Consider the following 21,329-nt stretch of genomic DNA (forward strand, 5'->3'; position numbering starts at 1 on the left):
GACATGAGCACCGCAGCCCAAGCCAAACCCGTCGCCGTAATCAACGGCACGCCGCAAAACGCAGCCCAGGTCATCCAGCAAACCGGCAAGACCTTCGATCAATGGCTGCAAAGCATCAGCGACGGACATCTGTCGGTGGACAGCCTCAAAACCATAGGCAGCGCGGTGCCCATTGTCGGCAACCTGATCTCGGTGGGCGATGTCATCGTCGACCTGATGGAGATGTCGGAAAAGAGCAAGAAAAAACAGGAAGTCGACGTCTTCGACTGGCTGTTTCTGGGCGTGGACCTGGTGGGCGTGGTGCCGGCCGCAGGCGGCCTGTTCAAAATGGGCGCGCGCCCCACGCTGAAGCTGTGCGCCAGCAGCGTGCGCCGCGCCGGCGGCGACTGGCTGAAAATGGAGCTGTCCGCCTCGCTGACCCAAAAAGTGGCCAATATGTTGCCGGCCGACTTCCGCAATATGCCGGACCAATGGGTCAAGCACGTAGACAGCAAAATGCAGAGCACGCTGGAAACCTGCGGCGGCAAGGGCAAGGTCATCATCTCAGACCTGGCCAATCTGCTGATCAGCCTGGGCTCCGGCAACTTCAGCGGCTACGTCAAACAACACGTGCCGCAAGCGCCGGTCAAATACCATCTGGAGAAAACCAATAAGCAAGGCTTCTGGGCATCGGTGGGCGCGGAACTGGACGCGCTGAACCGCGCCGCCGCCAGCGCCAAGAAAGAAGCCGCCGCCGGCATGACCGTGGCCGCAGCCAAAGGCATAGACATGGCGCTGAAAGGCAGCGCCGCCGCCCGCATGATGCTGAGCCTGGGCCGCACCCTGCTGGCCTGGGCCGGCCAGCTCACCGCCAAGCTGCTGTCCATGTACTCCAGCCACCTGAAGCCCTTGCTGAACAAATTGCTGGCAGCCTTCCTCAAGCACCTGCCCAAGAAGGCCGCCGCGGTGGCCAACAAAGTCACCAACAAGGCCAAGAAAGGCACCCAGCAGCTTTATCAGGAGGTCACCAGCCGCTTCAAGGGCAAGATCAAGCCGCCGCCCAAATGCGCCTGCGCCGCCTCGCCCAACAGCATCGGCTACGTGCTGGGCGAAGAATCGCTGCAACATACCGACTTCAGCCTGCCCGGCGTGCTGCCCATCATCTGGACCCGGCAATATCGCTCCAACTTCGACGGCAACGACGCCCGCGGCGACTTGGGCGCACGCTGGGGCGTGGCTTACGGCGCGCGCTTCGACATCGAAGGCGAAGCGCTGAAGCTCCACGACGACAGCTGCCGCACGCTGGACTATCCGCTGCTGCCGGTGGGCGAATCCCTGAAGGACGAGCTGGAAGGCTTCACCCTCAGCCGCCTGTCCGACACCCTGATCTCCCAGACCTACGGCCACGATCTGGTGCAACTATACGAACGCCACGGCGACAGCTTCCGCCTGGCGCTGATCAAGGACCGCGCCGGCAACAGCATCGCGATGAACTTCCGCGACGGCCGGCTGATCCAGCTGCTCAGCAGCGCCGGCTACGTGGCGGACCTCAGCCACGACGCGCGCGGCCGCATTGTTCGCATCAGCCTACAAAACCCGGAAACCGGCCTGCCGCTGCGCACGCTGGCGCAATACCAATACGACGACGCCGGCCCGCTGGCCGCGGACGCCGGCGACCTGTTGGCCGCCAGCGATGAAAACGGTCAAAGCTGGAGCTACCAGTACCAGCACCACCTGCTGACCCGCTACACCGACCGCACCGGCCGCGGCATCCATCTGGAGTGGGACGGCAAACACCTGGACGCGCGCGCCGTGCGCGAATACGCCGACGACGGCAGCCAGGACATCCGCCTGGCCTGGGACGACAATATCGACCTCACCTACGTCACCGACGCCTACGGCCGCACCACCGAGTACTACTTCGACGACAAGGGCTACAACTACCGCATCATCTACCCGGACCACAAGGAAGAATGGTTCGACTACGACGCCCAGAAAAACCTGGTCAACCACATCTACCCGGACGGCTCGCAAGACAGCTTCTCCTACGACGACAAGAGCAATCTGGTATTGCACGAGCGCCGCGACGGCAGCGAAGTGGCCTTCGCCTACGACGCCCAGGACAATCTGGTGGAGATCACCGATCCGCTGGGCGAAAAATGGCTGCGCGCCTACGACGACAAGGGCCAGTTGATCGAGGAAACCGACCCGCTGGGCCACAAGACCAAATACGCCTACAACGAGCAGGGCCTGCCGGTGGCCATCACCGACGCCAAGGGCGGCAAGAAACAGATTGCCTACCGCCCGGACGGCCTGCTGCAGAGCTATACCGACTGCTCCGGCAGCGCCACCCAATGGCAGTACGACGAACGCGGCCGCTCGCAGCTGATCATCGACGCCATGGGCAGCGCCACCCGCTACCAATACGCAGCCAACGGCACGCTGCAGGCCATCGTCCTACCGGACGGCCAGGCCACGCAATTGGAGCACGACGCCGAAGCACGCCTGCTCAAACTCACCGACCCGCTGGGCCGCGCCACCCATTACGACTACGACAAAGCCGGCCGGCTGCAGACCCGCACCGACGCCAACGGCCACAGCCTGGCCTACAAATACGACAAGCTGGGCCGGCTGACCGCGCTGCGCAATGAAAACCACCGCCAGTATCTGTTCGAATACGACGCCGGCGGCCAGCTGATTTCGGAAACCGGCTTTGACGGCAGCCCCACCCGCTACCACTACAACGCCGCCGGCCAGCTGGAAAAACAACAGGAAGGCGATGTCGCCACCCTCTACCGTTACGACGGCGCCGGCCGCCTGATCGAACGCAGCGCGCCGGGCAGCCTGGAAAGCTTCGGCTACGACCCCGCCGGCCGGCTGTACCAGGCCAAGAACCGCTACGCCAGCCTGCGCTGGATTTACGACCCGGTGGGCAATGTCATAGAAGAACACCACGGCTACAGCGTGGCCGGCGTCAAGGAAACCTACCGCTGGCAGCATGAGCATGACCCGCTGGGCAACCGCGTCGCCAGCGTGCGCCCGGACGGCCGCCGCGTGGACATCCTCAGCTACGGCAGCGGCCACGTGCACGGCCTGCTGTTCGGCCAGCGCGACATCGTCAACCTGGAGCGCGACAAGCTGCACCGCGAAACCCAGCGCGTGCTGGGCAATGCGCTGCAACAGCACCAGAGCTACGACAAGGCCGGCCGCCTGGCCAGCCAGCGGCTGATGGGCTCCACCCAGTGGAACCGCCAATACCAGTACGACGTCGCCGGCCAACTCACCGGCATCGCGGACAGCCGCGCCGGCCAGCTCAACTACCGCTACGACCCGGTGGGCCGCCTGCTGGAAGCCGCCACTCCCAAGGGCGTGGAAAGCTTCCGCTTCGACCCGGCCGGCAACCTGCTGGACAACGCCCCGGCCGCCGACGGCCACCAGGACAACAGCCTGCTGGGCAACCTGCTCAGCCAGTACGCCGGCCGCCACTACCGCTACGACAGCCGCGGCAACCTGGTGGAAAAGCGCGTCAACGGTGCGCTCACCAAGCTGGAGTGGGACAGCCACAACCGCCTGTCCCGCCTGACCGCGCCGGACGGTCAGAACACCGACTACCACTACGACCCGCTGGGCCGCCGCATCGCCAAAACCCAGGCCGGCCAGACCACGCTTTACGGCTGGGACGGCGACGTGCTGGCCTTTGAAACCCGGGACGAACAAGCGGTGCATTATCTGTTTGAACCGGACAGCTTCGTGCCGCTGGCTCAAGTCCACACCGAGGCCGTGCGCGGCGTCAAAGTGCCGCGCTGGAGCCAGCACCGCCCCTATGACTCGGACCAGGACCCGCTGCGCAAGCCGGCGCCGGAACCCAGCGAACCGACGGCGGTGTACTACTACCATACCGACCACCTGGGCACCCCGCAGGCGCTGACCGACGAACAAGGCGCGCTGGCGCTGGAAATGGACTACCAGGCCTGGGGGCAAGCACGGGAAATCATCGCCGACGCCGCCAACAAGGCCGGCATCCGCAACCCCTTCCGTTTCCAGGGCCAGTACCAGGATGAGGAGTCCGGGCTGCACTACAACCGCCACCGCTACTATGATCCGGAGATCGGGCGCTTTATTTCGCGGGATCCGATTGGGTTATTTGGTGGGATAAATACTCATAACTACGCCTCCAACCCAATCCAATGGGTTGATCCTAAAGGTCTGACGACTTGCCCAATTAAGGGAGGGGTTGCAACGATCCGACAATACGACACGGGGTCTAGAACAGGACATTACACAGTGGAAGTTAGTGGCAAGGGTAGCTTACACACTCACCAAGTTATAACAAGTGAAAACCACTCTACTACAACTATTATCAACGAAGCTGAACATAACTCTCTAGCTGGACTACCTGTAGTACATACCACTCAAATCGAAGTTCCTGATGCTGCAGCTGCTCAGAAGTATCAAAAAGAACAAATCCATAAAGAACTTGGCCCTTATAGTGAACGTACAAACAGTTGCGTAGACCATGTATCAAATGTTCTTCGAGCAGGGGGAGTAAATGTTCCAGAGGGCCCCGGAGGCCAAGCAAAATTTCTTGCAAAAAAAGGCTTCAAACTTAAAGTCAGGTGAAATATGTCTCTTATTAATTGCACACAGCACGGCTGGTCTGGCACTGAAAATGTCAGCGCAAGAGCGGCCAACGCCATAACAAAAAAAACACTCGAAAAAATAATATATTCAAGTATTCTTTTTGAAGAAATCGAGTTCCCTCTTGTTGTTACTGAGGGAGAAATGATACATGGAACAACTTTTTCATCCTCTCAAGTTGAAATAACAGACGAAAGCACATTAAATCAGATACTGGAAACATTAAAACCAATGTGCTACAAATGCGTCGAAAGTTATATGGCATTATCCAGTTAATTTCAAATACAAAACCACCAAATTTGCGAATCATTCAAATCAAAACTGGCTGGCAATTAAAGTCAGATCAGCCAGCAGCCAATACCAAGGTAAAAAATTGGCCACCGAGACACTTTGTCGGTGCCGACCGACAAACAAGGCGCGCAGGCGGTGGAAATCGACCACCATGCAACCACCGCCACTACTCTGACTCAGAGATTTAATAGTTTATTTCATGGGACCCAGTTGGTTTTCAACCTTAACTTTAACACCAAGATTGGAGAAAATTGTCCTCCTTGAGACCTTATAGCAATGACACGCAAATGGTATAGCCCAATCTATTAGCTTCAAAAACCCAGACTGCTGCGAGACAAAAATTGACTCCTTCTGAATTCACCGCCAATTTTCTGGAACAGATGCTTAACTGGGAAGACTGGTATTATGCAGAAAAGAGAAAGCCAGAGTTTGAAACAGACAATGAGTTCATTAAAAAAACCGACCAAGAATCCAGATCCAAGCTAGAGCTTATTCTGCGGCCATTTTTAACTGAGTCTGCCTTCTGTAAAATTGGACAGGAAAAGCTAGAAACATTAGGAGTTGGAAGACCTCGCCTCTACGATCAGGAAACCATCTCCTGCACTGAGAGCTCCCCCTTAAAGTTCGAAGTCATTTCCAAAAATAGAAAAAAACAAAACAGCTATTCAAAGCATATTATTTTACAAAAAGAAGACACTTACAAGATTGACCAGGCATACCAAAGCATTGACGGTCAAAATTGGAAGAAGAAAAATTCCATATAACCTCATGAAGCATTAGCATCCAAAGATAAACAACAAATTTTGCAGTCCTATATAGGACTCGTCCTATTTAGAAAAATCGGCCGACACAAAAAATTACTCCACTGCAAGTTTGTGCAACAAATAAAGCTCAAACTACAGAAAACCCAAAGCCCCGTTCGGGGCTTTAGTCATTTAGAATAGCTTAAGTTAATTACTGTACTTACATTACATTAAACTATGAAAAACTAAAGAAAGACTGCTGCAAACAACACCCCCACTCGCACCCTAATGGGTTTAGCCTGAATCATTTCAACAGCACCACCAACAAGGTCAAATAGTTACTGAGTTGGCATAACCCTAATCAGATTGGGCATGTATTGAAACAAGTATTGATTTTTAGCAACGGCCAATCAATCAGATGTAGTAAAAATTTTACTAACATATAACTTTCAGCAAGTATGACTCTGTTGATCACAACAGCCGAAAGTGTGGCACAGTCAAGGCCACACAGTAAGCACCTGGGGAACAATTAAAATTAAGAGTGGATCTAAATTCAGGAAAACTAACTTGCGCATCACCTTCCATCCCTCCAAAGGTCAAAACACGAAAGCAAAGCGATGAAAATATATAGTGTGTATACCACAGGGAAATGCGAAAACGCTCTGCTAGACCTGAAAGACCCCAACGGAGTCATTTTAGATTATTTTATGCTTGGAATAGAAAGTAATAATTTTAAAAATGCTCATCCGTTAAATGTTACGACCCAGTCTTTTTTCACCCCAGAAACCATAAAGAATTACGACTACTTTGAGCCCACAATGGCATTTCCAATTTTTTCAGATCATGCCATTAACAGTATTGGCGAAGTCATAAGCCCCCAAATGGAAATACACCCTTGCAGAATAAAAATAGGTGCACATACAATTGATGCCCATGCCGGAATAATACTAAACAGGAAAGCAGTTTTTGAGTGCGTTGACGATTATAAAATTCAAATCCAAAAAGATGCCAAAATCACTCAAGACGACCTCATCATAAGAGACATCAACAACCCACAGATTTTTTTCACAACAGAATCATTCAAAACAATCTGCCAAACCCATAAGTTAAATATTAAATTTCAAGAATTTTCTTTAATGAAGCAAGTAGAACCATATGATCCACCTGACACTCAACACCAAATACAGGAGATAAAATGACACAATATCTACCCCTTGGCATTAGTTTAGAGGAGCTGAATTTTCTGATCAAAAATGGAGTAAAGCTCGACAAGCGAAAAAAGCAGCAGATGCTCCAAGCTTATAGCTTTAAAGAAAGGCCATCGGCGACCACTTTGATAGATTTTTTTGGAAAACTTGACATTTCACCAGCCCAAGATTATTTAGAGTTTTTGTCAAAATACAATGGAGGCAAGCCAGAACCGAGCTCCATAAAAATAAAAACAAAAAGCATCTCCATACAGTACTTTTATGCGCATTCTACCCCATTAGCTTCTTGCACCCTTGATTATGCAATAACGATGCATAAAGGTCGTATCCCTCTTGGATATATTCCTATTGCTCATGACTCAAGTGGAAGCTTGCTTCTTTTAAGTTGCACCGGGGACAATAAAGGGGAAGTCTATTATTGGGATCACAACGATGAAGCCGACTGCTCGGCGGAGCCTTTTTTTGGCAATATGGCAAAGGTAGCCACAAGCTTTACGGATTTGGATCGTATGTTTCAGTAGCTTATAATAATGTTTAAATTTTGATGAAGTGAATAAACCCAGCTTCATTCCCAGAGTCACCAATACTTAACCAAACAAACAACTCACCACAACTTGAACGGTGACCTGCGAGCCATCAAAGTCCGTGACAGACCGACGGGCCATCTGTTTGAACCGGATAGCTTCGTGCTACCGGCCCAAGTCCACACCACAGCCGTGCGCGACGTCCTAGCGCAAAGCTGGAACCAGTACCGCCCCTACAACTCCGGCCTGAAGTCACCATCGGCCCCCTCCGAACTGATAGCAGAGTACTACCACCACCACACCAACCACCTAGCCCTCCACGGGCATTGCCCGACACGCAAGGACGCGAAGCTAGAAATGGACTACGAGGCCTGGAGTCAGGCACAGAGAATCGTAGCGGCGACATCAATCCGCTGGCGCAAAAGGCAGACTCGTCCTGCGGCCGCCTGATGCACAAAAACCGAACCAAACCCAAGCCGTAATAAACCCAAAGCCCCATCCGGGGCTTTGAGCATTTGGAAGGATTAAGCCAGTGCCTGCATTTGCACCGTAGTCTGCTGCAAGCGGCGGGCGAAGGGCTCCAGCAGGCAATACAGCTGCTCGCACTCCAGCGTGTCCAAGTTGGGTTGGTCCAGCATGGCAACAAGCGCGCTCAAGGCATGGCTGACCTGGCCGAGTTCCAGACAGATCAGTTGGACGCTGTGATGGAAGCGCTCGTCGTATTCGTCAAGCTGCGGCAACAGCGGGTCAATCGGGTGTAGTAAGGGATTTTGCCGACGCAAGCTTTTCAGCTGGGACAGCAAAGTTGACAGCGATGGGCTGTGGAGGGTTTGAGTGGCGCTAGTCATGGCAACTCCTTCTTGAGCTTTATGCCCGCCCTCCGACGCTAAGCGGAGGCGGCGGGGACATGGCAGGATTAGCGTTACCGGCAAGAAGGATCCGGCGCGTGCAAGCACGCTCCCACCATGACCCGCCTGAGAGTAGGCGCATCTATGGTGTGTCCGGACATGAGATGCCGCATGTGCGGCTGTCCGCCTTCTTGCCTCGGAACGCTAATTCCGGTGCTGATGCACAGCACGGCCGGATTATCACGTGCTTGGGGCTGGGAGACAAGGGGCAGGGACCGTTCCGCAGCGAATCCCTGGCGACGGCAACAAGTAAGCCTTCAAAGCCTAAGGCAAACAGCCAATGCATAACTTATTCGAACCAGACGGCTTCACCTCCAGTCCCAAGCAGCGAAGCCACACGCGACATTAAAGTGCTGGCCCCCTACGGCCCAGACCAAGCACCACTGCGCAAGCTCTCGACACTGTACTACTATCACTCAGCGACCGATGAGCAAGGCGCACGGGGACTGAAAATGGACAAGACCCACCGGGAGCTAAGCTCACGAAATTAACCACGCGTTTTCTCAGCATCAAGGACCGCTTGAATCGCTTCGAGTATTTATATGGCTAAGCGCAAGCTGACGCCCGCGCAATCTGCGCCACAATGTTAAAAGAGCATCTTATGCACTACACCTTCCCTACCGCGACCACGGCCAAATTGGCCGAGTATGGCTGGCAGCCGAGCAGAAATATTGCGCCCCAACATGCGATTCTGGCTTGGGAACAGGACGGCTACAGCGTCTTCCAAGCCGGAGTGCATTTCATCCAGAGCTTTAACGGCATCACCTTAAAACACCGTTCTTGGGACGGTAAGGCAGAAGATGAGTCGTATTTCGACTCAGTTCTGGCCACCCAGGGCTTTGATCGTCTATGGGCTCTTGAGGTCTATCAACCTTTAATTGGAAAAAAACTGCTGCCAGTGGGGCAAGGCTACTCCAGACATCTCAGCTATCTGATCGCAGAAGATGGTGCTATGTACGCCGGCTACGATGACTTCTTCTGCGAAATCGGAACCGATATCATATCGGCGCTGGGAAATATCATTTTCAAACGGGACTTCCTTATTCTTCAAAGTTAAACAATTAGACAGATAACGATGAAAACTGCTCTCCACAGCATCAATCCTTCGACACACGGAGGGAGTTCATCAGCGATGGTTCGTCAAAATCACCCGGTTCTATCCGGCCACCGTACTGCAAAGTTGTGCCAACTACAGGTGTACCGCTTTGAACTCGATGACCAAGGCAGTGATAGCGTGTACCCATGCTGAACAATAAATTAATCGAACACCGCGCCAGGCTTGCGCTAAAGCGGCTAAGCGGCCTGTTCAGCGGCGCGGTGATGCCAATCCAGGCTGATGACTACGCCAAGAACCGGGCATTCCTGAGGCAACACTGCCATCTCGATGCCGAGCCGCAACAAAAGCTGGCGGCGGCAGATGAGTCTGAGACACTACAGGCGCTGACCTTAATCTTTGCCCGCCATGCTTCAACAGTCACCCTCCCCTTTGAACAGCCCTACTGCATTCAAGCCGATATCAGCGATGTCCAGAGCTTCGTCAAAAGCGTTTGGTCCGCCAACGACACCCAGGACCTGACAGTGTTTTTCGATACAGAGGGGGCCACGCTGGATTTGCAAGATCGCGAGGATGGCTTGTATCTGTTCTATCACCCCGGCACCGAAGAAATACCGTAGGAAATAATGTCGGCTTCAAGGCCCCCCTCCAGCAGAGAACATCATGAATTAAGGCTCTGCCTCTTGCCGCCCCATCATTTACGCCGAGCCCCTCCCCCTGGCAACAGCCGCCACCACACTCAGGGGCGCGACATAGATACCATTTTGCAAACGCACGCGGTGTGCCTGCCGCAATATCGGAGCCAAGACCATGACCCCGCCACAAGCAGCCCTACAACAGGCAATCTGCACCCTGAGCCTGATCGACACCGTGTTCCATCGCTTGGGCGTGCGGATAGCCTGCGAGGATTTGAGCCCGGCCGAGGCCTGGGCCACCACCTGCCAAACGTTTCAGCAATTGGATCTGCAACAGCGCCTGCCCACGCTGATTGCGGAACTGAGGGAGATCGTGGAGCCGCAACTCGTCTACGACGAGCACAATATGAGCGCACTGGATTACCGGATTAAAGACTTGCTGCGGGCCTATGAGCAAGCGCAGCCCCCGTCGTCATGAGTGCCCCTCCCCCATCTGTCACACCAGCATGAAGTCTGCTACGCTGCCTATCCATTTCGACTCTGCGTCCTGCAGGATTTCATCATGCTTAAGTTTGATGTTCTGATCATCGGCAGCGGTCTGGCCGGGATGACCTTGGCCTTGCACCTGGCGGAAAGCCGCAAGGTGGGTCTGATTACCAAGCGCGATTTGCTGGAAGGCAGTTCCACTTACGCTCAGGGCGGCATCGCCGCGGTGCTGGACACCGAGGATTCGGTGGAGGAACACATCCGCGATACGCTGATTGCCGGCGCAGGGCTGTGCAATGAGGAGACCACGCGCTTCATTGTCGAGCATTCCAAGGAAGCCATTGATTGGCTGATTGCGCTGGGCGTGCCCTTCACCAAGGATGAAACCCACCGCACCGGTTATCACCTGACCCGCGAGGGCGGCCACAGCCACCGCCGCATCATTCACGCCGCGGACGCCACCGGCGCGGCGGTGACCAGCACGCTGGGGCAGAAGATCAAGGCCCACCCCAATATCACGGAGCTGGAAGAGCATATCGCCATCGATCTGATCACCTCGCGCAAGCTGGGCCTGCCCGGCAACCGCGCCTATGGGGTGTACGCGCTGGACAAGCTGGCGGATCAGGTGGTGACCATCGCCGCCAAGCACACCATTCTGGCCTCCGGCGGCGCCGGCAAGGTTTACCTGTACACCACCAACCCGGACACCGCCACCGGCGACGGCATCGCCATGGGCTGGCGCGCCGGCTGCCGGGTGGGGAATATGGAATTCATGCAGTTCCACCCCACTTGCCTGTATCACCCGCACAGCAAGTCCTTCCTGATCACCGAGGCGGTGCGCGGCGAGGGGGGCATCCTGAAGCTGCCGGACGGCACCCGCTTTATGCCGGAGCACGATCCGCGCGCCGAGCTGGCGCCGCGCGACGTGGTGGCGCGCGCCATCGACTTTGAGATGAAGAAGCACGGCCTGGATTGCGTCTACCTGGACATTTCCTACAAGCCCGCCCATTTCATCCGCGAGCATTTCCCCAATATCTACGCCCATTGCCTGGAGCTGGGCATAGACATCACCCAACAGCCCATCCCGGTGGTGCCGGCGGTGCATTTCACCTGCGGCGGCCTGGTTACGGACCTGACCGGCCACACCGATGTGGACGCGCTGTACGCGGTGGGCGAAGTGGCCTGCACCGGCCTGCACGGGGCCAACCGGCTGGCCAGCAATTCCTTGCTGGAGTGTCTGGTGATAGGCAAGGCGGCGGCGGCGGACATCCTGGCCGCGCCGGAGATCAAGCTGCCCAAGATCCCGGACTGGGACGACAGCCAGGTGACGGACCCGGACGAGGAGGTGGTGATTTCCCACAACTGGGACGAGCTGCGCCGGGCGATGTGGGACTATGTGGGCATTGTGCGCACCAATAAGCGGCTGATGCGGGCGCAAAACCGCATCCGCCTGCTGTCCGAGGAAATCAACGAGTATTACCGCCATTTCCACGTCAGCAACGATCTGATCGAGCTGCGCAATCTGGTACAGACTTCGGAATTGATCGTGCGTTCGGCGCTGCTGCGCAAGGAGAGCCGCGGCCTGCACTACAGCCGCGACTATCCGGAGAAGCTGGAGCTGGCGCAGGAGACCATCCTGACGCCGGAGGCGCCGGCGCAGGCCGATGGAGCATGAGCGACAGTTAGTAGCTTTGCTGCGCGGGCAGCCGTGGCTGATGGAGGCGCTTGGCGCTGGGCGCGCCTTGGGCCTGTCCTCCTGGGCCATCGGCGCCGGAGCCATCCGCAGCCTGGTTTGGGACCGGCTGTGCAGCCATGCACGGCCCACACCTATCCCGGACATAGATCTGGTTTACTTCGATCCCGCGGACTTAAGCCCAGAGCGCGAGCATCAGTTGGAAGCCCAATTGCGCACTGCGCTGCCAAGCTTGAACTGGGAAGTCTGCAATCAAGCGGCGGTGCACCTCTGGCGCGAACAGGAGCCGGGCCGCCCCTTGCCGCCATTACAAAGCCTGGCGGACGGGGTGGCTAGTTGGCCGGAAACCGCCACTTCCGTGGCGGCCTGGCTGGATGAGGAGGACCGCGTGCGGATTCTGGCTCCCTGCGGTCTGGACGATTTGATGAACGGCGTGTTGCGCCATAATCCCAGGCATGGCAACGCCGCCGTGTTTGAGCGCAGGCTGATGGACAAGCAGTTTTTGCAGCGCTGGCCAGCGCTGCGGCGGCTCCCCGCCCGGGACTACACGCCGCCCAAGTAATCCATCTTGCCCAGCGCCACGCCGTTGTGGCGCAGGATGGCGTAGGCGGCGGTGAGGTGGAAGTAGAAGTTGGGCAGCACAAAGCCCAGCAGATAGTTCTGTCCGCTGAAGCGGATCTCGTCACCGCGCACTTTCAGCACCACTTCCCGCGTCTCGCTGCCGTCGATCTGCGCAGCGTTAAAACCCTGCAAAAACGCCACGGTCTTGGCGATGCGCTGTTGCAAATCGGCAAAGCTGGCTTCGTCGTCGGCGTAGCTGGGCACGTCGACGCCCGCCAGCCGCGCGGCGCAGCCTTTGGCGCTGTCGCTGGCGATCTGCACCTGGCGCGTCAGCGCGAACATGTCCGGCGCCAGCCGGGCGTTCAGCAGCACGTCCGGCGCGATGTTGCGCGCGGCGGCGTCGGCGGCGGCCTTGTCCAGGATGGCGGACAGATTGTTCAGGCCCCGGATCAGCGCCGGGACGGAGGCTTGGTACATGGAAACGGACATGGCGGGCTCCTGTCGGATGCGGGAAGGCGGGCGCGGCGGACATTCCAGCGCGCCGCCACAGCATAAGCCAATCCGCCGCCGGGAAACAGACGCGAACCCGGCAGCGGCTTATTCAAAACGGACCGCCTTCACCGCCCCCGCCCGCCGCCTGCCCTCTCTGCCCCGCGCGGAGGCAGGACCCTCACTTGGCCAGCGGCAGGGTGAACCAGAACGCGCAGCCGCCGGCTACGGTGCTGTTGGCGCCGAATTCGCCGCGGTGGAATTCAACGATGGAGCGGCAGATGTTCAGGCCGATGCCCATGCCTTCCGGCTTGGTGGAGTAGAACGGGGTGAACAGATTGCTCTTCATCGCCTCGGACAGGCCGGGGCCGTTGTCCACCACTTCCACCCGCCAGAAGGCGGTGCCGATGGAGGTGCGCACTTTGACCCGCGGCCGCTTGGTCTGCGCTTCCTGCATCGCTTCAATGGCGTTTTTCATCAGATTGAGCAGCACTTGCTCGATCAGCACCGGGTCCATGTCCAGCAGGCAGCCTGCCGGGTCTTGTTCCACCTGCAGCTTGACCCCGGCTTTGACCGCCAGGCCTTCCGCCAGGCCGACGGCGCGCAGCACCACCGGCCCCGGTTCCACGCGCTGCAATTGGGGCTCGTGCTTTTTGACGAAGGCGCGGATGCTGCTGACGATCTGGGCGGCGCGCTTGGCCTGTCCGGCGATTTCCTGAATCGCTTCGCGCACGCCGGCCGGCAGTTCCAGTTCCGCCGGCAGCCGGCGGCTGACGCCGGCGGCGTAGGTGTTGATGGCGGTCAGCGGCTGGTTCAGTTCATGCGCCAGCGTGGAGGCCATTTCGCCCATGGCGATCAGGCGCGAGGTGTTTTGCAGCCGTTCCTGCTGCGCCAGTTCCCGCCCTTCGCGCGCCTTGTCTTCGCTGACGTCGGCCAGGATGGCCAGCCAGGCGGATTCGCCGTTCACCCAGTCGATGCGGCGGCGGTGCATCTGGAACCAGCTGCCGCCGCCGTCGGTGGTGAATTCCAGGCCGTACTCATCTTGTTCCGGCTGTTCCTGCAGGCCGGGCAGCAGCACGCAGCAGGGGCCGTCCGGCTCCACCGTCAGCCATAGCCGGGCAAACGCCGGATTGGCGTACAGCAACAGGCCGCCGCTTTCTTCCATCACGCAGACGCCGGCCACCAGGCCGTTGAGCACGGTGAGGAAGCGCTGATGGGAGGCGTTGAGCGCCAGCCGCTGCCGCTTGCGCTCGGTGATGTCGAACAGGGAGGCGATCCAGCCGCGCTGGCTGCCGTCGGCTTCCACCAGCGGGGTGGCGTAGAGCCGCACTTCGATGAATTCTCCGTCCTTGCGCGCAAAGCGCAGTTCGAAGCCCTCTTCCGGCTGGCGGTTGTCGCGCACCGCGGCGATCGCCGCGGTCATGGCAGCGTGGTCGTCCTCCGGCCAGAACGGATGCGGCGGCGCCTGACCCACCAGTTCGTCCGCGCCGAAGCCCAGCATGTCGCAGAAGGCGCGGTTGACGCGCACGATGCGCCCTTCGTCCTCCAAAGCCACCAGGCCGCTTTTCATACAGTCTTCTATCGCCTGGCGCAAGGACACTTCCTTGGCCAGCGCCTGTTCCGCGTGCGCGCGTTCGCGCACGTGGCGGCGGATGCGCCAGGCGGCGTACAAGAGCGCGCTGACCAGCAGCGCGATCAGGCCGGACAGCACCGGCAGGGTCAGCCCCAGGCCGGCGCGGTAGCTGGTCGCGTGCAGATAGAGGCCGTAGCCGGGCGGGTCGAAGCTGGTCTGATGCGAGAGGGTGCCGGGACGCTCCGCCGGATCGAACTTGCTGGCCAGGATTTTGCCGCTCAAATCCTGGATGCTGATGTAGTTCTTGGAGGCGATCCACCACGGCACCTGGTTGAACAACAGCAGGTCCATCTGGTAGGCCAGCCTCAGCCCGCCCAGGGGTTTGCCGTCGTGGACGATGGGCACGGCCAGATCGAAGCGGTATTTGCCATCGCCGCCCTGATAGGGTTCGCCGTAACTGGGCCGCAGCAGGCGGTTGGCGCGCCACAGCGCGTCGAAGGTTTCTCCGGTCAGCACGCTGCCGTCGCGGCGGGTGCCGTGCTGGTCGCGCACCACCCTGCCGTCCACGTCCACCTGCTCGATGCTCAGCAGTTCCGGGTTGCCCCGCAGGTAAAACGCGGCTTGCCGGGCAAAGCGCTGGCTGTCGATATTGCCGTCCTCGATTTCCCGGCCCAGATTTTCAGCCCATTCCTGCTGCCCTTCCAGATACATGCGCAAGGACTGCTCCAGCCACAGCACTTCCTGGATCAGATTGTCTTGCTGCTCGTCGCGCCAGTCCCGGTAAACCAGGTAGAACAGGCTGCCCAGCGCCAACAGCAGGGCCAGCAACAGCGCGCCGGCGCTGAGCCAGAGCATGCCGGGGGAACGGCGCGACAATAAATTTTTTATCTGCATGGCATTCTAGGGAAAGCCCTAATGCGGAAGTCCCTAATAGTTGAAAGAAATAGGAAATCCTACTTTACACGGAACAAGCAGACTGTCCACAAGGACAGCGCATAAGGAAAAACCGCCCACGGCGCCGGCCAAATCGCTTTTGCCGGCCATAAAATGCCAAGGGATTGGTGGATTCCATACAACACTATACAAGTACGATGGAGATAGAGAATGAAACTGAAGACTGCCGCCGTGGCCCTCTGCGCCGCGTTCGCTTTGTCCGGCGTTGCCAATGCCGCCGGCGAGATCCTCATCAAATTCAGCCATGTGGTGTCTCCGGACACCCCCAAGGGCAAAGCCGCCGAATATTTCAAGAAACTGGCTGAGGAACGCACCAAGGGCAAGGTCAAGGTGCAAGTGTATCCCAACAGCCAGTTGTACAAGGACAAGGAAGAACTGGAGGCGCTGCAGCTGGGCGCGGTTCAGATGCTGGCGCCCAGCCTGGCCAAGTTCGGCCCGCTGGGGGTCAAGGAGTTCGAGGTCTTCGATCTGCCCTATCTGTTCGACAATTACGACCAGGTCAACAAGGTGATGCACGGCCCCATCGGCAAGCAGTTGCTGGGCAAGCTGGAGGGCAAGGGCATCAAGGGCCTGGCCTATTGGGACAACGGCTTCAAGAATTTCTCCGCCAACAAGCCCATCCGCACGCCGGCCGACCTCAAGGGCCTGAAGATCCGCATCCAGTCGTCCAAGGTGCTGGAAGAGGAAATGCGCACCCTGGGCGCGCTGCCGCAAGTGATGGCTTTCTCCGAGGTGTATCAGGCGCTGCAGACCGGCGTGGTGGATGGCACCGAGCTGGAAGCGTCCAATCTGTACACCAGCAAGGCCTATGAGGTGCAAAAACAGCTGACGCTGACCCAGCACGGCTTCCTCGGCTACGCCGTCATCGTCAACAAGAAGTTCTGGGACGGCCTGCCGGCCGACGTGCGCGCCCAGCTGGACAGCGCGATCCGCGATGCGTCCACCTACGCCAACGATATCGCGAAGAAGGAAAACGAACGCGCGCTGGCCGGCATCAAGGCTTCCGGCAAAACCCAGATCTACACCCCCACTCCGCAGGAACGCAGCGCCTTCAAGAAGGCGTTGGCGCCGGTCCACGCCAAGATGGCCGGCCGCATTGGCCAGGATCTGCTAAACCAGATCTATAAAGAAACCGGTTTCAATCCGGCCAAATAAAGCCAGCCCGGTTCAAGAGCATGCCCTCAAGCATGCTCTTGTTCCATGCGGAGACAGATATGTTGAAATTCCTCGATCACCTTGAGGAGTGGATGATCGCCTGCCTGATGGGGGCGGCCACCCTCATCACCTTTACCGCGGTGCTGCACCGCTACGGTTCGGGCATCGCCACTCTGCAACCGCTGCTCGCCCACATCAATATGTCCTGGGCGCAGGAGCTGACCATTTACCTCTTCGTCTGGATGGCCAAGTTCGGCGCCGCTTACGGCGTGCGCACCGGCATCCATGTCGGCGTGGACGTGCTGATCAACCGGCTCAGCGACAAACGCCGCGGACGTTTCATCGTCTTCGGCCTGCTGGCCGGCGCGCTGTTCACCGGCACCGTCGCCGTCATGGGCGCGGATTTCGTCTGGGACATCGCCCACACCGATCAAACCTCGCCGGATCTGGAGGCGCCGATGTGGCTGGTCTACCTGGCCATTCCCTGTGGTTCTTCGCTGATGTGCTTCCGCTTCCTGCAAGTGGCCTGGAATTTCCTCAGGACCGGCTCGCTGCCCAAGCATGACCACGGCCATGTGGACGGCCTGGACGGCGACGAGCAGCTGGACAATATGCACCCCCACGATATGCATCACGGAGGCCGCCCATGAGCGCCTTGATCATTTTCGGCCTGTTGATGCTGCTGATGCTGACCGGCATGCCGATTTCCATCTCCCTGGGCCTGACGGTGCTGACCTTCCTGTTCACCATGACGGATGTGCCGGTCACTTCGGTGGCGCTGAAGCTGTTCACCGGCATCGAGAAGTTTGAAATCATGGCCATCCCCTTCTTCATCCTGGCCGGCAACTTCCTGATGCACGGCGGCGTGGCCAAACGGATGATCCGCTTCGCCACCACGCTGGTGGGCCACTGGTACGGCGGCCTGGGTCTGGCCGGCGTGGTGTCCTGCGCGTTGTTCGCCGCCATCACCGGCTCATCTGTCGCCACCGTGGTGGCGGTGGGTTCCATCATTCTGCCGGCCATGGTCAAGCAGGGCTATCCGCAGCGCTTCGGCGCCGGCGTGATCACCACTTCCGGCGCGCTGGGCATTCTGTTTCCGCCGTCGATCAATCTGGTGATGTACAGCATCGCCACCGCCGGCATGGATGTCACCGGCCCCAACGGCATGAGCGTCAGCACCGCCTCGGTGGGCCAGCTGTTCATGGCGGGCGTGCTGCCCGGCCTGTGCCTGTCCCTGCTGCTGGGCCTGACCACCTGGTTCCGCGCCAAGAAGTTCGACTACCCGCGCCTGCCCCGCGCCGGCTGGGGCGAGCGTTGGCAGGCTTTCCGCGACAGCGTCTGGGGCTTGTTGTTGATCGCGCTGGTGATAGGCGGCATTTACAGCGGCATCTTCACGCCCACCGAGGCGGCGGCGATGGCGGCGGTGTACGCCTTCGTGATCGCGGTCTTCGTCTACAAGGACATGGGACTGAAGGACGTGCCCAAGGTCTTGCTGAACGCGGCGTCGATGAGTTCCATGCTGCTCTACATCATCACCAACGCGGTGCTGTTCTCCTTCCTGCTGGCGTCCGAGCAGATTCCGCAGGCGATGGCGGCCTGGATGACCGGCCAGGGCCTGGGCATCGTCGCCTTCCTGCTGCTGACCAATATCCTGCTGCTGGCGGCCGGCAACTTCATGGACCCGTCCGCCATCGTGCTGATCATGGCGCCCATCCTTTATCCGGTGGCGGTGAAACTGGGCGTCAATCCCATCCACTTCGGCATTCTGATCGCGGTGAACATGGAAGTGGGCATGTGCCACCCGCCGGTGGGATTGAACCTTTACGTGGCTTCCGGGATCACCAAGATGGGCATCACCGAACTAACGGTGGCGGTCTGGCCCTGGTTGCTGACCATGCTGGGCTTCCTGGTGGCCGTCACCTACATTCCGGAGATCTCGCTGTGGCTGCCGCGCGCGCTGGGCATGGTGAATTAGCATCCGCCTGACAGGCGTGAAAACGCGATGGCATGCGCCATCGCGTTTTTTGTCCGACAAGGCGATAGCCCCGCCCGCCCTTAAGCCCGTATAATGTGTAGTTACTCTCTTACACCAACCAACCACCTAAAGATCAACCTCAGGAGTCCCAGAGAATGGACGAGCAATTGCGCCAGAGCGCACTGGAATACCACCAGTACCCCAACCCGGGCAAAATCCAGGTTGCCCCGACCAAGCCTCTCACCACCCAACGCGATCTCGCCCTGGCCTACTCCCCCGGAGTGGCGGCCGCCTGCGACGCCATCGTGGAAGATCCGCTGAACGCCTACAAATACACCGCGCGCGGCAATCTGGTGGCGGTGATCTCCAACGGCACCGCGGTGCTGGGCCTGGGCAATATCGGCGCGCTGGCCGGCAAGCCGGTGATGGAAGGCAAGGGCGTGCTGTTCAAGAAGTTCGCCGGCATCGATGTGTTCGACATCGAGGTCAACGAGCTGGATCCGGACAAGCTGGTGGACATCATCTGTTCGCTGGAACCCACTTTCGGCGGCATCAACCTGGAAGACATCAAGGCGCCCGAGTGCTTCTACATCGAGAAGAAGTGCCGCGAACGCATGAACATTCCGGTGTTCCATGACGACCAGCACGGCACCGCCATCGTGGCCGCCGCCGCGGTGCTCAACGGCCTGCGCCTGGTGGAGAAGGACATCGCGCAAGTGCGCGTGGTGGCCTCCGGCGCCGGCGCCGCCGCCATCGCCTGCCTGGACCTGCTGGTGGCGCTGGGCGTGAACCGCGACAACATCACCGTCTGCGACTCCAAGGGCGTGATCTACGAAGGCCGCGACGAGAAACTGGACGACTCCAAGAAACGCTACGCGATCAAGGACAACGGCCAACGCAAGCTGGCCGACGCCATGGCCGGCGCCGACATCTTCATGGGCCTGTCCGGTCCCAAGCTGGTGTCCCAGGACATGGTCAAATCCATGGCCCGCTCGCCGCTGATCCTGGCCATGGCCAACCCGGAGCCGGAAATTCTGCCGCCGCTGGTCAAGGAAGTGCGCCCGGACGCCATCATCGGCACCGGCCGTTCGGACTATCCGAACCAGGTCAACAACGTGCTGTGCTTCCCCTTCATCTTCCGCGGCGCGCTGGACGTGGGCGCCACCACCATCAATGAAGAGATGAAGCTGGCCACGGTGCGCGCCATCGCCGACCTGGCGCTGGCCGAGCAAAACGACGTGGTGGCCACCGCCTACGGCGACCAGGAACTGTCCTTCGGCCCGGAATACGTGATTCCGAAACCGTTCGACCCGCGTCTGATCGTCAAGATCGCGCCCGCCGTGGCCAAGGCCGCAATGGATTCCGGCGTGGCCACTCGCCCGATCCAGGACTTCGACGCCTACGCCGATCAACTGGCCCAGTTCGTGTACAAGACCAATCTGTTCATGAAGCCGGTGTTCGCCCAGGCCAAGAAAGACCAGAAGCGCGTGGTGCTGACCGAGGGCGAAGACGAGCGCGTGCTGCACGCCACGCAGGAAATCGTCACCCAAGGCCTGGCCAAGCCCATCCTGATCGGCCGCCCCAGCGTCATCGACATGCGCATCCAGAAGCTGGGCCTGAAACTGGTAGCCGGCAAGGACTTCGAGATCGTCAACAACGAATCCGATCCGCGCTTCGCCGAGTACTGGAAAGAGTACTACCAGCTGACCAAGCGCAAGGGCGTGTCCCAGGAGCAGGCTCGCCGTCGCGTGATCGGCAACACCACGCTGATCGGCGCAATGATGGTGCGCCGCGGCGACGCCGACGCGATGATCTGCGGCACCTACGGGCCGTACCGCCAGCACTTCGACATCGTTGAAACCGTGCTCGGCTACAACAACCCGGAGCAAGTGGCCGGCGCGATGAACGCGCTGATCCTGCCCACCGGCAACATCTTCATCGCCGACACCTACGTCAACGCCGACCCGAGCGCCGAGCAACTGGCCAGCATCACCCGCATGGCCAGCGAATCGATCAAGCGCTTCGGCATTGCGCCCAAGGCCGCGCTGCTGTCCAACTCCAGCTTCGGCACGCTGAACAGCGCGTCGGCGCAGAAGATGCGCGCCGCCTTCGACCAGATCCGCTCGGCGCAGCCGGATCTGGAAATCGACGGCGAAATGCAGGGCGACGCCGCGTTGGTGGAAAGCATCCGCAACCAGGCCATGCCGGACAGCACGCTGAAAGGCTCGGCCAATCTGTTGATCATGCCGAATGTGGAAGCCGCCAACATCAGCTACAACCTGTTGCGCGTTTCCGCCTCCGACGGCGTGACCATCGGCCCCATCCTGATGGGCATGAGCAAGCCGGCTCACATCCTGACCCCGATCGCTTCGGTGCGCCGCATCGTCAACATGGTGGCCCTGGCCGCCGTGGACGCGCAGAACAGCAAGTAAGCGTTTGCCTGGCATTTAAGGCATATACTGA

The 21,329-nt window shown here is 58.9% G+C and carries 17 protein-coding genes; 13 read left to right on the top strand and 4 right to left on the bottom strand.

Going from position 1 to position 21,329, the window contains the following annotated elements:
- The first annotated feature begins 3 nt into the window (after positions 1-3).
- Positions 4-4,599, top strand: a complete 4,596-nt coding sequence (locus HQN78_RS15005; protein ID WP_235084667.1) for an RHS repeat-associated core domain-containing protein — start codon at positions 4-6, stop codon at positions 4,597-4,599.
- 333 nt (positions 4,600-4,932) lie between these two features.
- On the opposite strand, the gene HQN78_RS25580 is transcribed toward HQN78_RS15005, so the two are convergent.
- The gene (locus HQN78_RS25580) at positions 4,933-5,061 is read right to left on the bottom strand and encodes a hypothetical protein (RefSeq protein ID WP_255701156.1); all 129 of its coding nucleotides are present in this window, start codon (positions 5,059-5,061) and stop codon (positions 4,933-4,935) included.
- A gap of 188 nt (positions 5,062-5,249) precedes the next feature.
- On the opposite strand from HQN78_RS25580, the gene HQN78_RS15010 reads away from it, so the two are divergent.
- The 3 genes from HQN78_RS15010 (at position 5,250) to HQN78_RS15020 (ending at position 7,380) form a co-directional block, all read left to right on the top strand.
- Complete coding sequence (locus HQN78_RS15010) at positions 5,250-5,672, top strand: NTF2 fold immunity protein (protein ID WP_235084669.1); 423 nt, start codon at positions 5,250-5,252, stop codon at positions 5,670-5,672.
- A 596-nt stretch (positions 5,673-6,268) separates the two neighbouring features.
- Positions 6,269-6,850: a hypothetical protein gene (locus tag HQN78_RS15015; RefSeq protein WP_235084671.1), complete on the top strand. Its 582-nt coding sequence runs from the start codon at positions 6,269-6,271 to the stop codon at positions 6,848-6,850.
- Positions 6,847-7,380, top strand: a complete 534-nt coding sequence (locus tag HQN78_RS15020; protein ID WP_235084673.1) for an SMI1/KNR4 family protein — start codon at positions 6,847-6,849, stop codon at positions 7,378-7,380. The genes HQN78_RS15015 and HQN78_RS15020 overlap by 4 nt, the downstream gene beginning before the upstream one ends.
- Positions 7,381-7,907: 527 nt before the next feature.
- Here the strand turns inward: HQN78_RS15020 and HQN78_RS15025 are convergent.
- Positions 7,908-8,231 carry a DUF1484 family protein gene (locus tag HQN78_RS15025; protein WP_235084675.1) on the bottom strand — a complete coding sequence of 108 codons (324 nt, stop codon included), beginning with the start codon at positions 8,229-8,231 and terminating at the stop codon, positions 7,908-7,910.
- Between the two features lie 661 nt (positions 8,232-8,892).
- Here HQN78_RS15025 and HQN78_RS15030 point away from each other — a divergent pair.
- From HQN78_RS15030 to HQN78_RS15050, 5 genes are all read left to right on the top strand, one after another.
- Entirely contained in the window at positions 8,893-9,348 is a 456-nt protein-coding gene (locus HQN78_RS15030; protein ID WP_235084678.1) for an SUKH-3 domain-containing protein, read from the top strand.
- A 185-nt stretch (positions 9,349-9,533) separates the two neighbouring features.
- Positions 9,534-9,965, top strand: coding sequence for a hypothetical protein (locus tag HQN78_RS15035; protein WP_235084682.1), 432 nt, complete (start codon positions 9,534-9,536; stop codon positions 9,963-9,965).
- 190 nt (positions 9,966-10,155) lie between these two features.
- Positions 10,156-10,458 carry a hypothetical protein gene (locus tag HQN78_RS15040; RefSeq protein ID WP_235084686.1) on the top strand — a complete coding sequence of 101 codons (303 nt, stop codon included), beginning with the start codon at positions 10,156-10,158 and terminating at the stop codon, positions 10,456-10,458.
- An 84-nt stretch (positions 10,459-10,542) separates the two neighbouring features.
- Complete coding sequence (nadB, locus tag HQN78_RS15045; RefSeq protein ID WP_235084688.1) at positions 10,543-12,141, top strand: L-aspartate oxidase; 1,599 nt, start codon at positions 10,543-10,545, stop codon at positions 12,139-12,141.
- Entirely contained in the window at positions 12,131-12,721 is a 591-nt protein-coding gene (locus HQN78_RS15050) for a nucleotidyltransferase family protein (protein ID WP_235084690.1), read from the top strand. The genes nadB and HQN78_RS15050 overlap by 11 nt, the downstream gene beginning before the upstream one ends.
- Here the strand turns inward: HQN78_RS15050 and HQN78_RS15055 are convergent.
- Entirely contained in the window at positions 12,703-13,209 is a 507-nt protein-coding gene (locus HQN78_RS15055) for a DUF1993 family protein (RefSeq protein WP_081548533.1), read from the bottom strand. The genes HQN78_RS15050 and HQN78_RS15055 overlap by 19 nt on opposite strands.
- Before the next feature lie 181 nt (positions 13,210-13,390).
- Positions 13,391-15,676 (bottom strand): PAS domain S-box protein, encoded by a 2,286-nt coding sequence (locus HQN78_RS15060; RefSeq protein WP_233246740.1) that lies wholly within the window; start codon positions 15,674-15,676, stop codon positions 13,391-13,393.
- A 210-nt stretch (positions 15,677-15,886) separates the two neighbouring features.
- Here HQN78_RS15060 and HQN78_RS15065 point away from each other — a divergent pair, with 210 nt between their 5' ends.
- From HQN78_RS15065 to HQN78_RS15080, 4 genes are all read left to right on the top strand, one after another.
- Positions 15,887-16,891: a TRAP transporter substrate-binding protein gene (locus tag HQN78_RS15065; protein ID WP_107800818.1), complete on the top strand. Its 1,005-nt coding sequence runs from the start codon at positions 15,887-15,889 to the stop codon at positions 16,889-16,891.
- A 59-nt stretch (positions 16,892-16,950) separates the two neighbouring features.
- The gene (locus tag HQN78_RS15070) at positions 16,951-17,541 is read left to right on the top strand and encodes a TRAP transporter small permease (RefSeq protein WP_107800819.1); all 591 of its coding nucleotides are present in this window, start codon (positions 16,951-16,953) and stop codon (positions 17,539-17,541) included.
- A complete protein-coding gene (locus HQN78_RS15075) occupies positions 17,538-18,866 on the top strand; it encodes a TRAP transporter large permease (protein WP_081548523.1) in 1,329 nt (442 codons plus the stop codon). The genes HQN78_RS15070 and HQN78_RS15075 overlap by 4 nt, the downstream gene beginning before the upstream one ends.
- Before the next feature lie 155 nt (positions 18,867-19,021).
- Complete coding sequence (locus tag HQN78_RS15080; protein WP_107800820.1) at positions 19,022-21,298, top strand: NADP-dependent malic enzyme; 2,277 nt, start codon at positions 19,022-19,024, stop codon at positions 21,296-21,298.
- The last annotated feature ends 31 nt before the right edge of the window (positions 21,299-21,329 follow it).

Source organism: Chromobacterium sp. Beijing (assembly GCF_021496765.1).
In the GTDB taxonomy this organism is placed as follows: Bacteria; Pseudomonadota; Gammaproteobacteria; order Burkholderiales; family Chromobacteriaceae; genus Chromobacterium.